The sequence below is a fragment of the Brevundimonas sp. FV1ps31S genome, from assembly GCF_058681265.1.
Genome location: NZ_CM178735.1, coordinates 1,458,946 through 1,481,588, shown reverse-complemented (window position 1 = coordinate 1,481,588; position 22,643 = coordinate 1,458,946). Strand labels below are relative to the sequence as shown.

The window sequence follows — 22,643 nt, the reverse complement described above, 5'->3', positions numbered from 1 at the left end:
CTCGCCCCGGACGCAAGATCGAGTCGGATTGAGAGAAAGGCGGTCTTCGGGCCGCAGAGGCGGCCATCGGGGCCGACAGGGAGATCTGGGTTGCAATACGCCGACATCGTCGCCGCCGTTCTGGGCGGACTTCTGCTGGCCTGGATCGCGGATCTTCTGACCGGCCGTCGCGGCCTCGGCGGAACAGCCCTGGTGTCCGGCGTGGGACTGGCCTGCGGCTGGTTCCTGGCGGTCCGGGTCTTCGCCGTCAGCACCATGGACAGTTGGGTCTGGCTGCCCTGGGCCCTGGTCGGCTCGGCCGTCTGCCTGGTGGCCTTCTTCCTGTTCCGGAACAAGCGCTGATGCCGCCCCGGGCGCGCCGATTCGTCGCCGCCGTCGGCGTCCTGGCCTTTCTGGCGGTCTGGATCTGGGGCCTGATCGCCCTTCGCGGTCTGCTGCCCGCCTCGCCCTGGATCGATTTTCTGTTCTTCGGCGTGGGCGGCACCGCCTGGGGCTTGCCGCTCATCCCCCTGCTGAAATGGGCGGAACGTCCGCCCTCGTGACGCGATCAGCCGTCAGGTGACGCGTCGCTTCTCCAGCTTCCTCGCCAGGGTCCGGCGATGCATCCCCAGACGGCGGGCCGCCTCGGAGATATTGAATTCGGTCTCGACCAGGGTTTCGTGGATCCGTTCCCATTCTAGGGTCTTGATCGAGGTCGGACGCGAGGTCAGGGGCGTAGCCGCGTCTCCCGACGCCTTGCCGAAAGCGGCCTCGATGTCGTCGGTGCTGGCGGGCTTGGCGAGATAGTGACGGGCCCCCAGCTTGATGGCCTCGACGGCCGTCGCGATGCTGGCGAAGCCGGTCAGGACAACGATGTTCATGTCAGGGTCAAACCCATGCAGGGTCGAGACACAGCCGAGGCCCGACGCGCCCCCCAGTTTCAGGTCCACCACGGCGTACCCTGGCCGGTGGACCTTCAGCACCTCCGCCATCTGGTCCGGCCCTTCGGCGCTCACCACCATATAGCCGCGTCGTTCGAACGATTTTCGTAACGTGCGGGAAAAGGACTCGTCGTCCTCGACGATCAGCAGGACGGGGGATTCATCAGTCATCTGCGGGCTCCTCGGGGGCCAGGACGTCGATCGGCAGGGTCAGCCTCACTTCGCCGCCGCCGGCGGCGGGATTGCAAGCCTCGACCGATCCGCCCAGCGAACGCATGACATTGGCCAGGAGGAAGAGGCCCAGACCCGCGCCGGGCCGGTCCTTGGTGGAGTTATAGGGTTTGCCCAACCGTTCCAGCACCGTGGCGGAAAAGCCGGGACCATTGTCCCGGACGGCGATCACCAGCAGGCCGTCGTCGACGGTCGGGGAGACGATTATCCGACGCGCCCCCGCCTCGACAGCGTTGTCGAACAGGACGCCGAACACCTGACGCAGGGCGGGGTCGGCGATGATCCGGGGATTCGGCCCGGTCCAGGGCGTCACATCGACCCGAACCCGATCATCGCGCGCTGTCCAGCCCTCCACCACCTCGGTGAGGAAATGGGCCAGGGTGGTGCGGGACGGCGCCTGCCCCCTCGCTTCCCCGGCCGACATCAGGATGCCGGTGACGATGGCCTTGCATCGCTCCACCTCGGCCTGCATCACGTCCATGTCCTGGTTCAGGTCGGCGTCTTGCTTGAGGAGCGGCATCCGTCGCCAGTCGCTCAGGATCACGGAAAGCGAGGCCAGCGGCGTGCCTAACTCATGGGCCGCGCCCGACGCCAGCAGCCCCATACGGACGATATGGTCCTGCTCAGCCGCTTGCTGGCGGACGTCCGCCACATAGGCGTCGCGCGCGCGCAGATTGTTGTTGATCCGAGTCATGAACAGCACCAGCAGCACCGCCATCAGAAGGAAACAGATCAGCCCCCCCACCATGTAGAGACTCAGTAAGCCGCCCTCCTGATAGGGCGGCAGATCGAGCGGCAGGTGGAACACGCCCAGGCAGACGAAGCAGACGCTTGTGATCGCGATCAGGGACCAGGCGTAAGACGGCCGGAGCAACACCGCCCCCAGAACGACCTGGAGCAGATATAGGCCGACGAACGGATTGGTCGCGCCCCCCGTCAAGAATAACTGTCCGGTCAGGGCCGCTACATCGGCAAGCAGCGCCAGCATCAGTTCGTGGTCGGAAATGGAATCGCGACGTTGGGTCAGCGGCAGGCTGACCAGATTGACCAGGGCCAGACTGACGGGCGCGATCAGAAGCCACAGCACCGGCAAGCGGATGCCCAAGACGAAGTGAACAATCAGGATCGTAGCGACCTGGCCGAAGACAGCCAGCCATCGCAATTGAACCAGCAGCCGAAGATTGCGGCGATTGGCCGCCTCCTGCGACACCGCCGTCTCCCGCCAGGCGCCGAAGCCCAGAAGGCGTTGAAGGGCCGACGTCATGCGGGCCTTCGCCGACGCTTGAATTCGCGCACCACGACTCCGTACCCAACCAAGGTCAGCAGCGCCATGCCGAACCAGGTCAGGGCATAGACCAGATGGCTGTTGGGGAATCGCACCACCGTCAGCCCGCCTTTCGGCCAGCCGTCCGGATTGGGGGTCGCATCGGCGTCGATGAAATAAGGCGCAGCGTTCGACAAGCCCCGCGCCGCCGTGATCGCCGCGACATCACGAGAATACCAACGGTCCCCAGCCGGATCATTGGCGCGCAGGAAGCCGCCTCCCGGTTCGGTCATTCTCAACAGACCGGTCACCGTCTGTAGGCCGCCCGACTGCCCCGAGGAGCGCTCCGCGGGCGAACGACGCTCAGGCGTGACAAATCCGCGGTTCACCAGAACCGTGAAGCCTTCATCAGTGGCCAAAGGCGTCATGACCCAGAAACCCGAACCATAGTCGGTCACAGCCTGAACCAGGACCTCGTGGTCGTGCTGGAAGACGCCCCGCATCGTAACGCGCCGGTACTGGTCATCTTCGCGAGACAAGCTGGCCCAAGACTCAGGTCCGGGCGCGTCGACAGGTGGGGCGTGAACGCGAGCCTCGACCTGCGCGATAAGTTCGTTCTTCCAGGCCAACCGCTGGACCTGCCAGCCGCCCAGAGCCACGAAGCTCAGAAACAACAAGACCGCGCCGACTCCAGCCCAGACAGGGGTCAGATTTCGACGCGGCGCGTTATGGCTGTCGCCTTTGATCACGACCTCCTTGGTCTGCCCCTCAGGAGCCCATCCCGCTCATTTCATGCGTCGGCATCATGTTGGTGTTCAGGTGGTACATGACCCACAGCGAACCCGACAGGGCAATGACCACGACGATGATGGTGAAGATCAGGGCCAGCATGGTCCAGCCGCCCTCGGATTTCGTGTTCATGTGCAGGAAGTAGATCATGTGGACCACGATCTGCACCACGGCGAAGCCCATGACGATCAGGGCGGTGGCCTGGGTCGGCAGGACCCCGGTCATGACCAGCCAGAACGGGATGGCCGTCAGGATCACCGACAGCACGAAGCCGATCATATAGCTCTTGAAGGAGCCGTGGTTATGCCCCTCGTGGCCCAGATGGTCGGTGTCGTGGGACTCCGGCGAGTGGTCGTTCTTGTCGGCGCTCATCGAACCATGCCCAGCAGATAGACGAAGGTGAAGACGCCGATCCAGATGACGTCAAGGAAGTGCCAGAACATCGAAAGGCACATCAGGCGGCGCTTGTTGGCGGGGATCAGACCCTTCCAGCTGACCTGAACCATCAGCGTCACCAGCCAGATGATGCCGAAGGTCACGTGCAGGCCGTGGGTGCCGACCAGGGTGAAAAAGGCCGACAGGAAGGCGCTGCGTTGCGGCGTCGCGCCTTCATGGATCAGGTGCGCGAACTCGTAGAGTTCGATCCCCAGGAAGGCTAGGCCGAATAGGCCGGTGACAGCCAGCCAGACCAGAGTCTGTGTCTTTTTGTTCTGGTCCATCGCCAGCATGGCGAAGCCATATGTGATCGACGAGAACAGCAGCATGGCGGTGTTGATCGCCACCAGCTCCAGGTCGAACAGCTCTTTTGGCCCCGGCCCGGCGGCGTAGTTACCGCCCAGGACGCCGAACACGGCGAACAGCATCGCGAAGATGAGGCAGTCGCTCATCAGATAGAGCCAGAAGCCCAGCATGGTGCTGGAGCCTTCCTCGTGATGCGGCTCCTCTTCCAGGTGGAAGACGTTCGGGTCGATCTCAGTCGCAGTCGCGGTCGCGCTCATGGATCAGGCCTCCGTTCCGGCCAGGGCGCGCGTACGCGCCTCTTCGGTCGCGCGAACCTCATCCTCAGGGATGTAGTAGTCGCGCTTGTAGTTGAAGGTATGGGCGATCGAGACCGCCAGCACGGCCAGGAAGCTGAGGGCCGCCAGCCACCAGATGTACCAGACCAGAGCCAGGCCCATCACCAGGCACAGACCGGACAGGATGACGCCCGTGCCCGTGTTCGAGGGCATGTGGATGGCGCGGTAGCCGGACAGCGGACGCTGATAGCCCTTCTTCTTCATATCCCACCAGGCGTCGGAGTCGTGGATGACCGGCGTGGAGGCGAAGTTATAGGCCGGCGGGGGCGAAGAGGTCGCCCACTCCAGGGTGCGGCCGCCCCAGGGGTCGCCCGTCACGTCGCGCAGCTTGTCGCGGTTGATGATCGAGACGGCGAACTGGATGAACATGGCGGCGATGCCGAGCGCGATGACGCCGGCGCCGATGGCCGCGATCACGAACCAGATCTGCAGCGAAGGATCGTCGAACACGCGCATCCGACGCGTCACGCCCATCAGGCCGAGGACATAGAGCGGGGCGAAGGCCAGCCAGAAGCCGGGCACCCAGCACCAGAAGCTGACCAGCCCCCAGAACTTGTCCAGCTTGAAGCCGAAGGCCTTGGGCCACCAGAAGTTGATGGCCGCGAACAGGCCGAACAGCACGCCGCCGATGATGACATTGTGGAAGTGGGCGATCAGGAACAGCGAGTTGTGCAGCACGAAGTCCGCCGGCGGCACCGCCAGAAGCACGCCGGTCATGCCGCCGATGACGAAGGTCAGCATGAAGGCGACCAGCCACATCATCGGCAGTTCGAACCGGATGCGGCCCCGGTACATCGTGAACAGCCAGTTGAAGATCTTCGCGCCCGTCGGGATCGAGATGATCATCGTCGTGATGCCGAAGAAGGAGTTCACCGAGGCGCCCGAGCCCATGGTGAAGAAGTGGTGCAACCACACCAGGTACGACAGGATCGTAATGACGACCGTGGCGTAGACCATCGAGGTATAGCCGAACAGATTCTTGCCCGAGAAGGTCGAGGCGATCTCGGAGAAGACGCCGAACAGCGGCAGGATGAGGATGTAGACCTCCGGGTGACCCCAGATCCAGATCAGGTTCACGTACATCATCGGGTTGCCGCCGAAGTCGTTCGTGAAGAAGTTGGTGCCGACGTAACGGTCCAGCGTCAGCAGGGCCAGCACAGCGGTAAGGACCGGGAAGGACGCCACGATCAGGACGTTGGTGCACAGCGAGGTCCAGGTGAAGATCGGCATCTTCATCATGCCCATGCCCGGCGCGCGCATCTTCACAATGGTCGCGATCAGATTGATCCCGGACAGGGTCGTGCCGACACCCGCGATCTGCAGGCCCCAGATGTAGTAGTCGACCCCGACGCCCGGGCTGTAGCCGATGCCCGACAGCGGCGGATAGGCCAGCCAGCCGGTGCGCGCGAACTCGCCCACGAACAGCGAGGCCATGATGATAATGGCGCCGGCCGTGGTCATCCAGAAGCTGAAATTGTTCAGGAACGGGAAGGACACGTCGCGCGCGCCAATCTGCAGCGGCACGGCATAGTTCATGATGCCCGTGACCATGGGCATGGCCACGAAGAAGATCATGATCACGCCGTGGGCGGTGAAGACCTGATCATAGTGGTGGGCGTTCAGATAGCCCTCGGACCCGCCGAAGGCCATGGCCTGCTGAAGACGCATCATGATGGCGTCGGCGAAGCCGCGGCAGAACATGATCAGCCCCAGGATCATGTACATGATCCCGATCTTCTTGTGGTCCACGGTCGTGAACCACTCTTTCCAGAGATAGCCCCAGAGCTTGAAATAGGTCAGGGCGCCGAACAGGGCCAGGCCGCCCATCGCGACCACGATCATGGTCACGACCAGGATCGGCTCATGCAGGGGCAAGGCCTCGGGCGTCAGCCGCCCGAAAATAAGGGGGATAAGAGTGTCAGCGTTCATCGACTGTGTTCGCTCAGGCGTTGGGGGAGGAACGGACGTCGGTCGAAACCGCCCCCGTCGATTGTTGTGAGGTGGAAAGCGACGCCATTGGCAGGCCCTGCCCTGTAAGCGGCGCCAGGCTGACCGGGGCGCTGACCATGTCCAGTTCCGCGCGACGGATCCGGTCGGCGGCCGCAGCCTCGGCCTGAAGCGGCGTGCAGATGGTCATGACATAGCTGTCGTTCGAGCCGAAGATGGCGGCGTTCTTCCCGCGACCGGCGTACTTGTCATAGACCAGCGGCATGGTGTTGCGGATCGAGGCCATGGTCAGCCCCCCCTTGCGATCGATCTCCATCATCTCGCCCATGCACATCTTGCCCGGCTCGACGCACATGTTGAGGATGGCGTCCCACAGACCGCCATCGACGGTGGAGAAGCGCATGACGGGCACCTTCTCACTGGGCTTTTCCAGCTCGAGGTAGCGCTCGCGATCCAGCGGCTGGCCATTTTGGCGAACGCCGGCGATCCAGCCGTCGAAGCCCGCCTGGTCCAGGCCGTGGAACTTGAACCGCATGTTCGAGAAGCCGTCGCCGGAATAGTTGGCCGACAGGCCCTGGTATTCGCCCGGACGGTTGATGACGGCGTGCAGCTTCGTCTCCATGCCGGGCATGGCGTAGATCTGGCCTGCCAGGGCGGGGATGTAGAAGCTGTTCATCACCGAGGACGAGGTGATGTGGAAGCGGATCGGGCGATCCACGGGCGCGGCCAGTTCATTCACCGTGGCGACGCCGTACTGCGGATAGATGAACATCCATTTCCAGTCGAGCGCGACCACATTGACCTGCAACGGCTCGACACCCTCGGCGACGGGCTGGCCGGGCTTGATCCGGTCGATCGGACGATAGGGGTCCAACAGGTGGGTCCCGGCCCAGGTCAGGGCGCCCAGGCAGATGATGATCAGCAGCGGCGCGGCCCAGATCACCACTTCCAGATGGGTCGAGTGGTCCCAGTCCGGGTGATATTCCGCCTCTGTGTTCGACGCCCGGTACTTCCAGGCGAAGAAGACGATCAGCGCCATCACTGGAATGATGATGATCAGCATCAGCAGGGTCGAGACCATCAGCAGGTCGCCCTGCTGCTGGGCGACATCGCCTGCGGGTTTCAGGACGACCAGATTACAGGCCGACAGAAGCGCCACCATGGGCACGAGCAGGAGTAGGCGCAGACGGCGCAAGGGAGCTCCAATCGGAAAACGTCGGACAAGGGGGAGGAGTCGCGACGATGGGCGTTCGAATTGCGCCGGATAGTCAGCTTCGATTAGGAACGACATTGGACAATCTGTCCTATCCTCTTGCAGCGACTTTCATCGCAAAGGGCGCGCGGTCATAATGCGGCATTACCGCCGTAGCCTCAAATTCTCTCAGCATCACGGAGCGATCCCAGCCCATGTCCGCCTCGACGACCCCTTCGTCAGAGTCGCTGGAACGCGACGCCACGGCCCTCCACGCCCATCATGGCAAGGTGGACGCCGGCGAGATCGCCATCGGCGTGATCATTGGCCGCACCTCCGAGTTCTTCGACTTCTTCGTCTACGCCATCGCATCCGTAGTCGTTTTCCCGCAATTGATCTTCCCCTTCGCCGGGCCGATCGGCGGCACCCTGCTCTCCTTCGGCGTCTTCGCCCTGGCCTTCCTGGCTCGTCCGCTGGGCACGGCTCTGTTCATCGCCATCGACCAGAGGTTCGGTCGCGGCGCCAAACTGACCATCGCCCTGTTCCTGCTGGGCACCTCGACTGTCGCAGTCGCCTTCCTGCCTGGCTATGAGACGATCGGGATCGCCGCCGCCGTGCTTCTGGCGCTCTTCCGCATCGGTCAGGGCGTCGCCCTCGGCGGCGCCTGGGACGGACTGGCCTCGCTGCTGGCGTTGAACGCGCCCGAGAACCGTCGCGGTTGGTACGCCATGATCCCGCAGTTGGGCGCGCCTATCGGTCTGATCGTCGCCTCCGCCCTGTTCGCCTTCTTCCTGAACACCCTGTCGGCGGCTGACTTCCTGGATTGGGGATGGCGCTACCCCTTCTTCGTGGCCTTTGCGATCAACGTCGTGGCCCTGTTCGCCCGTCTCCGCATCGTTGTGACGCCCAGCTTCCAGAACCTGTTCGAAACCCGCGAACTGCAACCCACTCCCGTCCAGACCGCCATCAAGGCAGAGGGTCCGCGGATCGCCATCGGCGCCTTCGCGCCCCTCGCCAGCTTCGCCATGTTCCACATGGTCACGGTCTTCCCCCTGTCCTGGGTCTTCCTGTTCACCCAGGAAACGCCGGTCCGCTTCCTGCTGATCGAAATGGTCGGCGCCGTCTTCGGCCTCCTGGCCATCCTGGCGTCGGGCCTGCTGGCGGACCGTTATGGCCGACGGACTCTGCTGGCGGTTACCGCCGCCGGCATCGCCGCCTTCTCGGGCTTCGCTCCGCAATTGCTGAACGGCGGCGCCACCGGCGAATTGGTCTTCATGATCTCGGGCTTTATCCTGCTGGGCCTGTCGTTTGGTCAGGCTTCCGGGCCGGTGGCCTCCAGCTTCTCTCTGGCAAACCGCTACACCTCATCGGCCCTGACCTCGGATCTGGCCTGGCTGTTCGGCGCCGGTTTCGCGCCCCTGGTCGCCCTGTGGATCTCCAGCCAGTTCGGCCTGATCGCCGCCGGCGCCTATCTGCTGTCCGGCGCGATCTGCACCCTGGTCGCCCTGTGGCTCAATCGGGAACTGGCGCGCAGCTCCTCCGACAAGACCCGCGCGCCCAGGACCTGACACCCGATCCAATCAGAAAAGCCCCGGCGCCGTCAGACGGGACCGGGGCTTTTTGCTTGGATAGCCATCGCCGCAAGACCGGCAGGTCTCGCGGCGACCTTTAGTGATTGTCGCGCGGCAGGCCGAACCTGTCGACAATGCGGTGATATTTGACGGCGGGCTCAAGCACGGCCCCTGTCTCCAACTGACCGACCACGTCGCGTTGCATCTCCTGCCACGGGGTCTGGGAGACCGGATATTTGTAACCGCCCGCAGCCTCAAACGCCTTGCGGCGCTCGGCCAGTTCCTTGTCCGAAATCAGGATGTCAGCGCGCCCGGTGTTCAGGTCGATCCGCACTCGGTCGCCGGTCTTCAGCAGGGCGATGTTCCCGCCCGCCGCTGCCTCGGGCGAGGCGTTCAGGATCGACGGCGAGCCCGAGGTGCCCGACTGGCGTCCGTCGCCGATACAGGCCAGGGCGCTGACGCCCTTCTTGATCAGGTAGGACGGCGGCCGCATGTTCACGACTTCGGCCGCGCCGGGATAGCCGATGGGGCCGGCGCCGCGCATGAACAGCAGGGTCTGTTCGGTGATGCCCAGGCTCTCGTCGTCGATCCGGTGGTGATAGTCCTCAGGCCCGTCGAACACGACGGCCGGGCCTTCGAAGGCGTTCAGGTCGTCGGGGTTGGACAGATAGCGTTCGCGGAACTCGGGCGAGATCACGCTCAGCTTCATGATGGCCGAGTTGAACAGATTGCCGGTGAAGACGACGAAACCGGCGTCGGTCTTCATCGGGGCGTCGAAGGTCTTGATCACGTCCGGCAGAATGATCTCGGCGGCGCGACAGTTGTCGCCGATCGACTTGCCTGTGACGGTCAGGGCGCTTTCGCGGATCAGCCCCTGTTTCATCAGTTCCGAGACCACCGCCGGCACGCCGCCCGCGTGGAAATAGTCCTCACCCAGATAGTCGCCGGCAGGCTGCAGATTGACCAGCAACGGCACATGAAGCCCCTCGGTCTGCCAGTCCTGCAGCGGCAGGTCGACATGGGCGTGGCGGGCCAGGGCCGTCAGGTGGATAGGCGCATTGGTGGAACCGCCGATGGCCGAATTGACGACAATGGCGTTGTGGAAGGCCTCCTTCGTCAGGATGTCGGACGGCTTCAGGTCTTCGCGCACCATCTCGACGATCCGCAGCCCGGTCTCATAGGCGACCTGGGCTCGCTCGCGATAGGGGGCAGGAATGGCGGCCGAGCCGGGCAGCGACATGCCCAGGGCCTCGGCCAGCGAATTCATCGTCGTCGCCGTGCCCATGGTGTTGCAGTAGCCGACCGAAGGGGCCGACGACGCCACCAGTTCGATGAATCCGTCATAGTCGATCTCGCCGGCCGCCATCATCTGACGCGCCTTCCAGATGATCGTGCCCGACCCGGTGCGCTCGCCCTTGTGCCAGCCGTTCAGCATCGGTCCGACCGACAGGGCGATTGCGGGAATATCCACCGTCGCCGCCGCCATCAGGCAGGCGGGCGTAGTTTTGTCGCAGCCGATGGTCAGGACCACCCCGTCCAGCGGATAGCCGTACAGGCTCTCGACGAGACCGAGATAGGCCAGGTTGCGGTCCAAACCGGCGGTCGGGCGCTTGCCGGTTTCCTGGATCGGATGGACCGGGAACTCCATGGCGATGCCGCCGGCTTCGCGGATGCCCTCGCGGACGCGCTCGGCCAGCACCAGGTGGTGACGATTGCACGGCGACAGGTCCGAGCCGGTCTGGGCGATGCCGATGATCGGCTTGTCCGACTGAAGCTCTTTGCGCGTCAGGCCGTAGTTCAGATAGCGCTCCAGATAGAGCGCCGTCATGTCCGGGTTTTCCGGATTGTCGAACCAGGCGCGGCTGCGGAGCGTCTTCTTGGGCTTCGAGGTATCAGTCATTTCAGGTCCAGCCGCCATCGACGACATAGTGTTGGTTGGTGATCGCCCCCGCCTCGTCCGAACACATGAAGACGACCACCTTGGCGATGTCGTCCGGCACGAGGCGGCGCTTGAGGCACTGGTTGGCGTAGATTTCCTTTTCGGTCTCCGGCGTGACCCACAGCTCCAGCTGGCGTTCGGTCATGATCCAGCCGGGCGCCACGGCGTTCACCCGAACGCCGAAGGGGCCGAAGTCGCGAGCGAGCGAACGGGTCAGGCCGATGACGGCGGACTTGCACGCCGTATAGGCCGGCATTCCGCCCTGACCGATGATCCAGGACGTCGAGCCCAGATTGACGATGGCGCCCTTGCCGCTCGCCTTCATGTCGGGAAGCACCGCCTGGGCGGCGAAGAACTGGTGTTTCAGGTTCACGGCCATCCGGCCGTCCCAGTATTCCTCGGTAACGTCCAGGGTCGCATGACGTTCGTCATGGGCGGCGTTGTTGACCAGGATGTCGATCGGGCCGAACGCCGCCCGAATCTCGGCGACTGCGGTTTTCAACGCCGGAATGTCGGTCAGGTCGCACGCGACGAACAACGCGCCCTGCCCCAGTTCATCCTGAAGCCGGGCGCCACGCGTGGCGTCGCGGTCGAGAACACCAACCCGGGCGCCCTGAGCGTGGAAGGCGCGTGCTATGGCTTCGCCTATGCCGCCGGCGCCCCCGGTGACGATGACGGTCTTGTCCTTCAGATCGGAATAGATGGCGGCCATGATGTTGAGCGCGCCTCCTCGACGCCCGCCGTTAATCGGCGGCTTGTAATCTTTTACAAATGAAACCGTTGCCGTCTACGAAAATGGCAAGCGCCAATGCCCATGTCAACGGTGGACTGCTTCTGACCTCAGGCCTGTGAAACGGCGCTCATCTGGTCAGAAATCGCGGCGGCCGTCCGCACCAGCAGCATCGCCGCTTCCGCCTTGCTACGCGCCGAGGGCGTCTGCTCGATAAAGGGCGTGATAAGCGTCGCGATGACGCCGTCCGAGCCCATGATAGGGGCGACCAGATCGGTCACGCCGACGACGAAGTCGCTGGCCCGCTCGACGTGCGCGCCTCGTGTCATCGCGGCTGCCCGTTCCGCGAACTCGTCAACCGCCGACTCCCCGTGCAGGGCGACGAGACGATCGTGCAGATCTTGGCGCGCGCGATCGTTGGCGCGGGAATAGAACATCAGCCCGGAGGTCGCGTCGAGAATACTACGGCGATAGCCGATCCGGACTGAATAACCGAGGTCGCCTGGACTTTCGATGCGGGCGATAACCACGATCTGGTCGCCAGACGGCACCACGAGGTGGCAGGATTGCCGCGTTGTAGACGCCAAGTCCCGCATGGCCGGCATGGCGACATCGATCAGGGATTTAATGGGCGCCTGAGTCATGCCCAGGGTGAACAGCCGGTTGGTTAGCCGATAGCCGTCGGGCGACTGTTCGATATAGCCGCGAAATTCAAGCACCTGAATCATCCGAAACAGCTCGCTGACGGATCGGCCCAGCGTGACCGACATCTGCGACGGCGTCATCGGTTCGCCCTGGGCCGACAACAGTTCGAGTACGTCCAGACCCTTCTCGAGCGCCGGAGCGCGGTATTTGCGATCGTCGGTCGGATCTTGGTCGGTCATGGGAATCCTGTCGGGAGATATGTAGGCTACCGTGGCTCCTATCGGATGAAGCCTGCTTAAGGTGTCGACATGGCATTGTCGCGGGTAAAATGTTTACGCATATATAAAAAATCGTTGCGGCTCGCCCGCGGCTCCCTTAGGCTTCGCCGGAAGCCCGACCAAAGGGCCGTAGTGGGGAAATGCACATGACGCTCGCGGGCATCGATCTCGCCATCCTGGCGATCTACGCCGTCTTCATCTTCGGCCTGGCCCAGTGGGTCTCTCGCAGCAAGGCCGGCGAGCAGAAGACCTCCACCGACTATTTCATGGCGTCCAAGAGCCTGCCCTGGTGGGCCATCGGCGCTTCGCTGATCGCGGCCAACATCTCGGCCGAACAGATCATCGGCATGAGCGGCTCGGGCTATGTGATCGGCCTGGGCATCGCCTCCTACGAATGGATGGCGGCCCTGACCCTGCTGATCGTCGGCAAGTTCTTCCTGCCGATCTTCCTGCGCAACGACATCGTCACCATGCCGCAGTTCCTGCAGCAACGGTACGGACCGACGATCCGCAACGTCATGGCCGTCTTCTGGCTGCTGCTCTACGTCTTCGTGAATGTGACCTCGATCCTGTGGCTGGGCGCCATCGCCGTCCACACCGTCACCGGCTTCAACCAGGACTACGCCATCGTCGCCATCGGCGTCTTCGCCCTGGCCTATCAGCTGTGGGGCGGTCTGAAGGCCGTGGCCCTGACCGACATCGTCCAGGTGGCCCTGCTGGTCTGCGGCGGCCTGATCATCGGCTTTATCGCCCTGTCGACCATCGGCGGCGCCGGCGGCGCCCTGGCCGGCTTCCACACCCTGCTGACCGAGTTCCCGGACAAGTTCGACATGATCCTGTCCAAGGACAGCCCCCACTATCAGGAACTGCCGGGCATCGCCGTTCTGCTGGGCGGGCTGTGGGTCATGAACATCAGCTACTGGGGCTTCAACCAGTACATCATCCAGCGCGCCCTGGCCGCCAAGTCGCTGCCGGAAGCCCAGAAGGGCATCGCCTTCGCCGCCTATCTGAAGCTGCTGATGCCGGTGATCGTGGTCCTGCCCGGCATGGCTGCGCTGATCCTGGCGCCGAACCTGTCGGCGCCGGACCAAGCCTATCCGTCGATGATGAACCTGCTGCCGGTCGGTCTGAAGGGCCTGGTCTTCGCCGCCCTGATCGCCGCCATCATCGCCTCGCTGGCGTCCAAGGTGAACTCGATCTCGACGATCTTCACCCTGGACCTCTACGCCAAGATCAAGAAGGACGTGCCCGAGCATCAGCTGGTCACGGTCGGCCGCATCGCCGCCGTGGTCGCCGTGGTCATCGGCATCCTGACCGCCCGCCCCCTCCTGGGCGGCTTCGATCAGGCCTTCCAGTTCATCCAGGAGTTCACGGGCTTCTTCACGCCGGGCATCGTGGTCATCTTCATGCTGGGCCTGTTCTGGAAGCGCGCGTCGGAAGCCGGCGCCCTGACCGCCGCCATCGGCTCGGTGGTGCTGTCGGCCATCTTCTGGTGGCTGCAGGAAACCGGTCAGTTCATCTTCCCCTTCATGAACCGGGTCGGCGTCGTCTTCGTCGTCTCCCTGATCGCAGCCGTCATCGTCTCCCTGCTGGTCCCAGCCAAGCCGGACGCCATGAAGATCAAGCTGGACCAGATCAGCTACAAGACGTCGCTGGGGTTCAACCTGGCCGCCGTCGGCGTCGTCTGCTTCCTGATCCTGGTCTATTCGATCTGGTGGTAGGGTGAGCGTGACGACAGGCCTGATCGGGATCGACTGGGGCACCAGCAATCTGCGCGCCATGCGGATCGCCGAAGGCGGCCGGGTTCTGGACAATCGTTCGGACCCGCGCGGCGCGGGCGGCCTGACGCCGGACCAGTTCCACGACGTCCTCCGGGATGTGGCCGGCGACTGGTTGAGCGAAGGCCTGCCCGTGCTGGTCAGCGGCATGGCCGGCGCGCGCGGCCGGTGGCGCGAAATGGCCTATCTGCCCTGCCCCGCCGGCGTCGCGGACCTGGCCGGCGCCGTCGCCTCGCCGGATGACGCGCCCCTGGTCCGCCTCGTGCCCGGTGTCGCGGCCTTCGAAAACGAACGCCTTCAGGACGTGATGCGCGGCGAGGAGACCCAGGTCCTGGGCCTCGACCTCGAGGACGACGCCGTGGTGGTGGGCCCCGGCACCCACAGCAAATGGATCCGCACCGCCCAAGGGAGGATCACCGATTTTCGCACCTTCATGACCGGCGAGCTGTTCGCCGCGATCCGCAAGGGCACGATCCTGGGCGGCGGCATGGGCGATCCGGGGGTGGACGATGACGCCTTCGCCGCCGGCGTGACGCGCGCGCTGCACGACCCGGCCGTGACCGCCAACCTGTTCTCCGTCCGGGTCGAAAGTCTCGCCGGGCGGCTTTCGGCCGCGGCCGCCGCCGACTATCTGTCCGGTCTGCTGATCGGGGCCGAGATCGCCGCCCAGGTCGACGCACGCAACCGTCCGATCATCCTGATCGGCGCCGATCCCCTGTGTCGCCGCTACGCCTCCGCTCTGGCGCAGGCCGATTTCCAAGACGTCCGCATTGCGGACGGCGCCGCCGCCACGGCCCTGGGCCTGTGGCGTATTCACGAGGCTGTATCCCGATGATCTCCCCCACCGTCGAAAGCCTGGACGCCCTGCCGCTGATCGCCATCCTGCGTGGCCTTAAGCCCGACGAGGCCGTCGCCGTCGGCGAAGCCATCGTCGCTGCCGGCTTCCGCTGCCTGGAAGTTCCGCTGAACTCGCCGGAGCCGCTGGAGAGCATCCGCCGTCTGCGCGCGGCCCTGGACGGCCGCGCTCTGGTCGGCGCCGGCACGGTCCTGACCGTCGCCGCCGCCAGCGAAGTCGCCCAGGCCGGCGGCCAGCTGATCATCTCGCCCAACACCAACACCGACGTCATCCGCGAGACGAAGGCGCTGGGCCTGCTGTCCCTGCCCGGCTTCTTCACCCCGTCCGAGGCCTTCGCCGCCCTGGACGCCGGCGCCGACGCCCTGAAACTGTTCCCGGCCGAGATCGCGGGAACCAAGGGGTTAAAGGCGGTTCGCGCTGTCCTGCCCGCAGCCACCCGCGTCTACCCGGTCGGTGGCGTCGATCCCGACAGCATGGGCGAATGGCTGGCAGCCGGAGCCTCAGGATTCGGCATTGGTTCGGCGGTGTTCAAGCCTGGCCAATCACCTGACCAGGTCGGTGCCAACGCCGCCGCTTTTGTCGCGGCCTGGACCAAGGCCGTCCCCGCGCGCTGAGTTCGGCGCGTCGTCGCCGAGACGACGCGTCATCTCCGCTAGAAGTTTTCGGCCGTCACGGTCATGACCAGGCTCAGGCTTTCGTCCGGCAGCAGTCGCGCCAGACCGCCCTGCTCCCCTGCCGGCGCATTCAGCACATCCGGCCGATGCGTCACCGGCTCGACGCAGAAATAATCCGCGTCGACGGGCGCATAGACTTGCGCCCAGCCTGCGCCGGCCCCGCCGCGCAGGGTCACGCGCCGCCCGCCGCCTTCCATGACCGCCTTCCCGTCCCAACCGGCATAGGCGTGATCGACGAAGGGGGCCTCGGCCAGGGCCAGTCCGTCGCGCCAATCGACCACGGCATCGGGCGTCGCCAGCCGCTCAGGGATTTCGCGCGCATCGGTCAGCCACACCCCCGTCGCCGACAGGCTGAGACGACTGTCGGCGAACTTGTGGAAATAGGGGTGCAGACCCAGCCCCGCCGGCATCACCGCATCGCCGGTATTGGTCACCAAGAGGACGACCTCCATCCCCTGATCGGTTAGCCGAACCGTCTGCCGCGCCCGCCACGGCCAGGGCCAGCCACCGCCGTTCGCATCGACGTCACCGGACCGTTCAAGGCTCATCTCCACGCTGTCGTCGGAGACCGCCTCGACCGTCCAGGGGTTCAGCCAGCCGTCGCCGTGCAGGGCATGGGGCGCGAACCGATCCTGCGCCGTCAGGCGCACGTCCCGCCCCTCGAATTCGAACCGCGCGTCGGCGATCCTATTGGCGTAGGGAACCAGGGGAAAACAGGCCATCAGCAGCATGTCGGTCGCCCCTTCGGGCGTGGGCCGGAAGACGGGCTGTCGCCGCCAGTCCAGGCTCAGGATCGCACCACCTTGGTCCGGCGCCATCGTCGCGCGCCAGTCCCCTGCTGTCAGCGTCAGCAGGCTCACAGCTTGATCTTGTTCTGCGCCAGCCCCGGCGTCTCGACCCGCACGCGGTAAAGCCCGCCCAGGGTCGGCTGCTCGCCGCGCTTGTCGGCGTTCCCCAACCACGCCGTGGTCAGATAGAGGTCGCGTAGATCCTCGCCGCCGAAGGCCGCCTTGGTCACCGTCTGGACAGGAACCTCGATCTTGCCGACTCGCTGGCCATCCGGCGAAAACTTGGCCACGCCCCAGCCGTTGAACAGGCCGACGTGCAGGACCCCGGCGGCGTCCATGCTCGGTCCGTCGGCGTAACCGTCCTCGGTCACGGCGAATACCCGGCGGTTCGACAGAACCCCGTCCGCATGGTCGAAGGCCAGGACCGTCTTGGCCAGGGTGTCGTGGTGATACAGGGTCCGCCCGTCAGGGCTCAGGCACGGACCATTGGTGACGCCGTATCCGTCGTCATGCCGGGTCAATTCGCCCTGGAACCAGCGATAGAGGGCGCCGGTCTGGACCTGTTCGCTGTCGTCCATCGACCCAAACCACAGCGACCCGTCGGGCGCGACAAAGCCGTCGTTCAGCCGGTTCTGCGGCCGGTCCGCCTCGACCGGCTGGATCAGGGTGAAGACGCCCGTTTCCGGGTCGAACCGATGCAGGCCGCCGCGGACGCCGCAGACCAGCGAGCCGTCCTCGGCCGGCAGGGCGAACCCGGTCTGGTCTGGCGTGTCCCATGAGGCCTTGTCGCCGCTCGCGGGGGTGTAGCGGTGCAGCTTTCGACCCTTGATGTCGACGAACCACACCGCCTTGCGCTCAGCGTCCCATACGGGCCCCTCGCCCAATTCCGCCTGGATGTCCCAGACCAGTTCCGGCGAGGCCAGTTCCGCTTCATTCATGGTTTGCCCCGAATTGAAAATATTGATCCGGCGGCGGAATGCCATCGCCGTGGCGACGACCGCCCGGCTGTCCCGCTGGAAACGGCGCGCCCGACATCAGATCAGGCCGTGGCCCTTGGGCAGTTCGGCGTAACGGTGCACACGCGTCGCCATCACCAGGCCGAAACCGATCATCACCGTCAGCATGACCGTGCCGCCATTCGACAGCAGCGGCATCGGCACCCCGACGACCGGCGCCAGCCCCATGACCATCGCCCCATTGATCAGCACATACATGGCGAAGGTGGCGATGACGCCCGAAGCGGCCAATCGTCCGAAATGACTGTGCGATAGCGAGGCTATTCGGAGTGAAATCAATATGATCGCCGCATAGGCGCTGAGCAAGAAGAAGGTGCCGACGAAGCCGAACTCCTCCGCAAAGGCGGCGAAGATGAAGTCGGTGTGCCGTTCGGGCAGGAACTCCAGTTGGCTCTGACTGCCTAGGCCGAAGCCTTTGCCGAGCAGGCCGCCGGATCCCATGGCGATCTTCGACTGCACGATCTGATATCCCTTGTTGGCCATATCGGCCTCAGGATTCAGGAAGGTCAGCACCCGGTGCCGCTGATAATCGTGCATGCCGAACATGACATAGGGCGGCACGGCGACTATGGCGACGGCGGCGACCGCCGCGATGATCTTCCAGTTCAGACCCGCCATGAACATGATGGCTGCGCCGGTCAGGCCGATCAGCATGGCCGAACCCAGGTCAGGTTGGTGGGCGACCAGTATGAACGGCAGACCGATGATGCCGATGGGGACGATCAGTTTCCAATGGAAGCTCGCCTCTTTGGCCGAAGCGCCATGATACCAGCGCGCCAGGGCCAGAACGACGCCGATCTTCATGATTTCGGACGGCTGAATGCGGGTGAAGCCCAGGTCCAGCCAGCGGGTGGCGCCCAAGGCGGTATAGCCCAGCGGAGTCTCAACCAGGGCCAGCAGAAACAGGGCCACGCCGTAGATGGGATAGGCCAGGCCGAACCAGTACCTGATGTTGATCATAGACAGGCCCAGCATCAGCGCCAAACATATGCCGAACCGGATCAGGTGCTTCGCCGCCCAGGGCGACCAGGATCCCCCGCCGACGGAATAAAGCATCATCGCCCCTGCCCCGCCGACGGCGCAGATGAGCAGCAGCAGGCGCCAGTCGATCTGGCTGATCTTGGTCGAAACGCGCTCGCGCTCGCCGGGACGGGACAGGGCGGAAGCGGTCATCAGCGCGGCTCAGACAGATAGGGGCGCGGACCTTCGGCCGAGGGCGTCGGATTGGATGTCGTGCGAGGCGACGGGGCGACGGCTACGACGTCCGGTTCTGGGGGCGCCACGCCTTCCAACTCCGCAGTTTCCTCAGACGCCGTAGGCTCCGGCGGCGGGGGACGCGTCATGCGCGTCACCATATCCGGATCCTTGAGCAAGACCGTCCGCATTATTTCGCGAGCGCGCGGTGCGGCTGCGGTCGATCCAGCCAGACCACCATGTTCGATAATGACTGCGATGGCGTATCGCGGCTCATCGACTGGTGCGAAAGCGACAAACAGGTTGTGGTCCTTAAGAGCCCAGCCAACATCAGCGCTCTTGCGTGAACCGGATCCGTAGTTCCGCACCTGCGCCGTGCCTGTCTTTCCAGCCATTGTAATGTCGCCCAGCCCCAACTGACTTTGGCGATAGGCCCCGCCGCCGACATCATTGGCCACCGCGACCATGCCCTGACGCACGATCTCGAGGTGCTCCTGAGAGAAGGGCAAGTCCGGAACTGCCGCGCCACTGGGTTGATCCACCCCGCCTACTGACTTGATCAACCGTGGCATGATGGCTTTGCGTGCGTTGGCGAAACGAGCCGTGGTCACAGCGAGCTGTAAGGCTGTGACGTTCACATCCCCCTGCCCGATCGCCACCGACAAGGTCTCGCCCGGGTACCATGTGCGAGAATCCGGGTTTGGATTATTCTTGTTATAGTCCGCTTTCCACGCCCTGCTCGGAACAGACCCGGCCTTCTGATTTCCAACCCCGATGTCATAGGTCTGCATGAAGCCGATCTTCTTGGCGACTTCCTGGATCTTGTCCACTCCGGCACGATTGCACATGTGGTAGAAATAGACGTCGCATGACGTCTTGATCGCGTCGTGCATATTCGTCGGCCCATGGCCGCCGGGCTTCCAGCAACGGAAGGTTCTCGCCCCGAAGCGATATCCCCCTGTGCAAACCACGCGTTCCTCGGGATCGACCCCCGCCTCCAGTAGGGCGAGCGAGGTCGTCAGCTTGAACGTCGAACCAGGGTGGAAAACCCCGCCGATAGCCTTGTCGAGAAGGGGTTTCCGCTCATAGTCACGGAGCGCGCTGTAAACGTTGGAGGGAATGCCGCCGACGAACAGGTTTGGATCGAAAGACGGCGCCGAAACCATGCACAGGATGTCGCCGTTCCGAACATCCATGACCACACAGCCGCCGGACTCCTCGCCGAACACTTCCAAGGCCCGGTTCTGAACATCGGCGTCCAAAGTCAGGACCACTTCCTGTCCGGGAACTGCGGGGCGCGACCCACCGACATCTTCGGCAACTACCCGACCACGGGCGTCCACCTCGACACGATTGCCCCCCGGCTCGCCGCGCAGGGCCTCGTCAAGCGCCTTCTCCACACCCTGGCGACCGATTCGGAAACTGGGGTTAAACAACAGAGGCGATGGCGTCTCGCCCTTGTCGCGGATCGCCTTGATATCGCGATCCGAAACCTTGGCCACATAGCCGATGACATGGGCGAACGACCCGCCGAACGGATAGTAGCGGGCGTCGTTCATGTCGGCCATGACGCCCGGCAGCTCATTGGCGTACAGATTGACCTTGGCGAACTCTTCCCAGCTCAGGTCGCTCTTGACCGGGACCGGATTGAACTTGGGCGAGGCGTTGACGTCGCGGATGATGGCTCGACGGCGCTCCAGGGTGTCGGGCAGCAACCGGCCCAGCAGGTCCAGAGTCTGGTCAAGATCCTTGGTCTCGTCGCGGATCACAAGCACCCGGAAACTGGGGCGGTTGCCGGCGATGACCACGCCGTTCCGATCCTTGATCAGGCCGCGCGGCGGCGGCACCAGGCGGAAGTTGAACTGGTTCTGCGACGACAGGGTCGCATATTCCTGGGCCTGGACGACCTGAAGCTGGGCCAGTCGCCCCACCAGGGCCGTTATCCCCAGGGCCGTCAGACCGCCAAACACGAAGGTCCGGCGCAGGAACGACCCCTGGCGCTCGTTGACGTCGGAAAAGAAGATCGAGGGTTCGCCGCTCATCGGAACCGGATATCCCCGTCGTCGAACCGTTCCAGCATCCAGTCGGCGACCGGAAACAGGATCAGGGTCGGGGCGATCTGGGCGACCAGGGCCAGGATCGCCGGCGGATTGGCGGCCCGGACCGCCACGATGACATAGGCGACAAGGAAGGCGCCCAGGGTGCAGGCGGCGTACCAGGCGAACCGGATCACGCCTTCATGTCCCGCCAACAGGTTTCGCGACAGCAGGACCACGCCATAGACCCCCATCAGGCACATGGACCACAGACCCAGGGGACCATTCCAGAACAGGTCCAGAAACAGGCCCAGAGCAAACAGGACCGCCGGCGCCGTCATCGACGGCCGGATCAGCGGCCAGGCGAAGGCCAGAACCATGGGAAACACCGGCTCGGGCAAGGTCAGGCCGAAAAGCTCGACCGGGGTAGCGAAGACGATTGTGGCTGCGACCGCCGCCAGGGCCGGATAGAGGATCCACTGCAGGGGGCCCACGACGCGGACCGCGACCGGCCGTCTCACGTCGCGCCCTCCGTCCCGGGCGTCGTCCTCTCGGAGGCGGGCGGAGCTGTGTCCGGCCGAGCCTCGGCGGGTCGCGGTTGAGCAGGACGGGTCGGCGACGGCGCGGCGGGCGCCGCCGCCGCGATCCGCGCCCGTTCCGCCTGGGCCTGCGCGGCCGCCTGTCGGCGCGCACTGGCGTCGTCGATGGCGCCCGCCTGCTCCACGCCAGGCGGCGGAGCGGTGGTCAGGCCCGCCAGGGGCGGTGCATTCAGGGTGTTCGGATCGATCAGCTGGCCAAAGTCCTGGAACAGCAGAACCCGGACATAGTCGACCGGCCCACGGTCGCTGAACAGCTTGACGCGCCAGCTGCCGTCGATCCCCTTGGCCGCCACCCCGATCGGGATGCCGCGCGGCAGGCCGCCGCTGTCGCCAGAGCTCAGAATCCGGTCGCCCGCCTGAACCGAGCCGGCGCCGCGCACGAACTCCAGTCGCGGATTGCCGCTGCCGTCGCCGGTCAGCAGGGCGCGGGCGTCGGTGCGGTCGACCAGGACCGGCGTGCGTGACGCGACGTCGGTCAGCAGCACGACGCGGCTGACGCCGCCGGCGACGCCGACGACGCGCCCCACCAGTCCATGTTCGGTGATGACGGGATTGCCGATCCGCACGCCCTTGGACGCCCCGATATCGATCAGCTTGGCGCGATTGAAGGGACCGCGTGCGTCGGAGATAGCCCGGGCCGTCGCCATCGGCACCGCCGGTTCGGTTCGCAGGCCCAGCATGGCCTCGTAACGAGCATTGACGTTCTTCAGGGCGATCGCCTGGTCGCGCCACGGCTGCAGTTCGGCCAGCTCGGCCTTCAGACGGCGATTCTCGGACACGGCGAAGAAATAGCCGCCGACATAGTCGGTCACAGCGCCGACCCAGCGCACCGGCGCCGCCAGGCCCCCGCTGACCGGGCCCGTCACCGTTTCCGCCGCGCCCCGCGCCGTCCCATAGCTGGAGCCCCCCTCGGGCGTCGCGCGGTCGCTGACCAGCAACAGGCCCGCCCCGATCATGCCCACGACGGCGACCACCGCGGCGGTCCAGGCCAGCGGCACCTTCAGGTTCTCAAAGGGGCCGTCGCGAAACGCCACGGGCGACCTTCCACACAAGGGGTTGGAATCGGCAGGAGACCCCTGCCGTCTGCCTGCCTATCGCAAAATCGGGGCCGGAATGGAAC

The 22,643-nt window shown here is 65.0% G+C and carries 22 protein-coding genes; 6 read left to right on the top strand and 16 right to left on the bottom strand.

Annotated features, from left to right (window positions below; all coding sequences use genetic code 11):
• Positions 1-90: 90 nt before the first annotated feature.
• Positions 91-342 carry a transglycosylase gene (locus tag ACVPT3_RS06930; protein WP_492043422.1) on the top strand — a complete coding sequence of 84 codons (252 nt, stop codon included), beginning with the start codon at positions 91-93 and terminating at the stop codon, positions 340-342.
• Positions 342-542 (top strand): DUF2842 domain-containing protein, encoded by a 201-nt coding sequence (locus ACVPT3_RS06925; RefSeq protein WP_492043421.1) that lies wholly within the window; start codon positions 342-344, stop codon positions 540-542. The genes ACVPT3_RS06930 and ACVPT3_RS06925 overlap by 1 nt, the downstream gene beginning before the upstream one ends.
• Positions 543-554: 12 nt before the next feature.
• Here the strand turns inward: ACVPT3_RS06925 and ACVPT3_RS06920 are convergent, their stop codons facing one another.
• The 7 genes from ACVPT3_RS06920 to cyoA all read right to left on the bottom strand — a co-directional run bounded on the left by ACVPT3_RS06920 (position 555) and on the right by cyoA (position 7,422).
• Positions 555-1,091, bottom strand: coding sequence for a response regulator transcription factor (locus tag ACVPT3_RS06920; RefSeq protein WP_492043420.1), 537 nt, complete (start codon positions 1,089-1,091; stop codon positions 555-557).
• Positions 1,084-2,415, bottom strand: coding sequence for an ATP-binding protein (locus ACVPT3_RS06915; RefSeq protein WP_492043419.1), 1,332 nt, complete (start codon positions 2,413-2,415; stop codon positions 1,084-1,086). Before ACVPT3_RS06915 ends, ACVPT3_RS06920 begins: the two co-directional genes overlap by 8 nt.
• A complete protein-coding gene (locus ACVPT3_RS06910; RefSeq protein WP_492043418.1) occupies positions 2,412-3,092 on the bottom strand; it encodes an SURF1 family protein in 681 nt (226 codons plus the stop codon). Before ACVPT3_RS06910 ends, ACVPT3_RS06915 begins: the two co-directional genes overlap by 4 nt.
• 91 nt (positions 3,093-3,183) lie before the next feature.
• Complete coding sequence (cyoD, locus tag ACVPT3_RS06905) at positions 3,184-3,576, bottom strand: cytochrome o ubiquinol oxidase subunit IV (RefSeq protein ID WP_492043417.1); 393 nt, start codon at positions 3,574-3,576, stop codon at positions 3,184-3,186.
• On the bottom strand, positions 3,573-4,202 hold the full coding sequence (gene cyoC, locus ACVPT3_RS06900; RefSeq protein WP_492043416.1) for a cytochrome o ubiquinol oxidase subunit III: 630 nt from the start codon (positions 4,200-4,202) through the stop codon (positions 3,573-3,575). Before cyoC ends, cyoD begins: the two co-directional genes overlap by 4 nt.
• 3 nt (positions 4,203-4,205) lie before the next feature.
• The gene (gene cyoB, locus ACVPT3_RS06895; protein WP_492043415.1) at positions 4,206-6,209 is read right to left on the bottom strand and encodes a cytochrome o ubiquinol oxidase subunit I; all 2,004 of its coding nucleotides are present in this window, start codon (positions 6,207-6,209) and stop codon (positions 4,206-4,208) included.
• Between the two features lie 13 nt (positions 6,210-6,222).
• On the bottom strand, positions 6,223-7,422 hold the full coding sequence (gene cyoA / locus ACVPT3_RS06890; protein WP_492043414.1) for a ubiquinol oxidase subunit II: 1,200 nt from the start codon (positions 7,420-7,422) through the stop codon (positions 6,223-6,225).
• A 212-nt stretch (positions 7,423-7,634) separates the two neighbouring features.
• On the opposite strand from cyoA, the gene ACVPT3_RS06885 reads away from it, so the two are divergent.
• Entirely contained in the window at positions 7,635-8,987 is a 1,353-nt protein-coding gene (locus ACVPT3_RS06885; RefSeq protein ID WP_492043413.1) for an MFS transporter, read from the top strand.
• A 100-nt stretch (positions 8,988-9,087) separates the two neighbouring features.
• On the opposite strand, the gene ACVPT3_RS06880 is transcribed toward ACVPT3_RS06885, so the two are convergent.
• From ACVPT3_RS06880 to ACVPT3_RS06870, 3 genes are all read right to left on the bottom strand, one after another.
• Positions 9,088-10,890: an IlvD/Edd family dehydratase gene (locus ACVPT3_RS06880; protein ID WP_492043412.1), complete on the bottom strand. Its 1,803-nt coding sequence runs from the start codon at positions 10,888-10,890 to the stop codon at positions 9,088-9,090.
• A gap of 1 nt (position 10,891) precedes the next feature.
• The gene (locus ACVPT3_RS06875) at positions 10,892-11,641 is read right to left on the bottom strand and encodes an SDR family NAD(P)-dependent oxidoreductase (protein ID WP_492043411.1); all 750 of its coding nucleotides are present in this window, start codon (positions 11,639-11,641) and stop codon (positions 10,892-10,894) included.
• Positions 11,642-11,769: 128 nt separating this feature from the next.
• Complete coding sequence (locus ACVPT3_RS06870; protein WP_492043410.1) at positions 11,770-12,543, bottom strand: IclR family transcriptional regulator; 774 nt, start codon at positions 12,541-12,543, stop codon at positions 11,770-11,772.
• Positions 12,544-12,728: 185 nt separating this feature from the next.
• Between ACVPT3_RS06870 and ACVPT3_RS06865 the strand changes: the two genes are divergently transcribed.
• The 3 genes from ACVPT3_RS06865 to ACVPT3_RS06855 are packed head-to-tail and all read left to right on the top strand — an operon-like array spanning position 12,729 to position 15,830.
• Positions 12,729-14,303, top strand: a complete 1,575-nt coding sequence (locus tag ACVPT3_RS06865) for a sodium/sugar symporter (protein WP_492043409.1) — start codon at positions 12,729-12,731, stop codon at positions 14,301-14,303.
• Between the two features lies 1 nt (position 14,304).
• Positions 14,305-15,195 (top strand): 2-dehydro-3-deoxygalactonokinase, encoded by an 891-nt coding sequence (locus ACVPT3_RS06860; RefSeq protein WP_492043408.1) that lies wholly within the window; start codon positions 14,305-14,307, stop codon positions 15,193-15,195.
• Positions 15,192-15,830 carry a 2-dehydro-3-deoxy-6-phosphogalactonate aldolase gene (locus tag ACVPT3_RS06855; protein WP_492043407.1) on the top strand — a complete coding sequence of 213 codons (639 nt, stop codon included), beginning with the start codon at positions 15,192-15,194 and terminating at the stop codon, positions 15,828-15,830. The genes ACVPT3_RS06860 and ACVPT3_RS06855 overlap by 4 nt, the downstream gene beginning before the upstream one ends.
• A 38-nt stretch (positions 15,831-15,868) precedes the next feature.
• Here ACVPT3_RS06855 and ACVPT3_RS06850 read toward each other — a convergent pair whose 3' ends face one another.
• The 6 genes from ACVPT3_RS06850 to mreC form a co-directional block, all read right to left on the bottom strand.
• Positions 15,869-16,750 carry an aldose 1-epimerase gene (locus ACVPT3_RS06850; RefSeq protein ID WP_492043406.1) on the bottom strand — a complete coding sequence of 294 codons (882 nt, stop codon included), beginning with the start codon at positions 16,748-16,750 and terminating at the stop codon, positions 15,869-15,871.
• Positions 16,747-17,616: an SMP-30/gluconolactonase/LRE family protein gene (locus ACVPT3_RS06845; protein ID WP_492043405.1), complete on the bottom strand. Its 870-nt coding sequence runs from the start codon at positions 17,614-17,616 to the stop codon at positions 16,747-16,749. Before ACVPT3_RS06845 ends, ACVPT3_RS06850 begins: the two co-directional genes overlap by 4 nt.
• A 96-nt stretch (positions 17,617-17,712) precedes the next feature.
• On the bottom strand, positions 17,713-18,867 hold the full coding sequence (rodA, locus tag ACVPT3_RS06840) for a rod shape-determining protein RodA (protein WP_492043404.1): 1,155 nt from the start codon (positions 18,865-18,867) through the stop codon (positions 17,713-17,715).
• A complete protein-coding gene (mrdA, locus tag ACVPT3_RS06835; RefSeq protein WP_492043403.1) occupies positions 18,867-20,930 on the bottom strand; it encodes a penicillin-binding protein 2 in 2,064 nt (687 codons plus the stop codon). Before mrdA ends, rodA begins: the two co-directional genes overlap by 1 nt.
• A complete protein-coding gene (locus ACVPT3_RS06830; protein WP_492043402.1) occupies positions 20,927-21,445 on the bottom strand; it encodes a hypothetical protein in 519 nt (172 codons plus the stop codon). The genes mrdA and ACVPT3_RS06830 overlap by 4 nt, the downstream gene beginning before the upstream one ends.
• Positions 21,442-22,557, bottom strand: a complete 1,116-nt coding sequence (mreC, locus tag ACVPT3_RS06825; RefSeq protein ID WP_492043401.1) for a rod shape-determining protein MreC — start codon at positions 22,555-22,557, stop codon at positions 21,442-21,444. Before mreC ends, ACVPT3_RS06830 begins: the two co-directional genes overlap by 4 nt.
• Between the last annotated feature and the right edge of the window lie 86 nt (positions 22,558-22,643).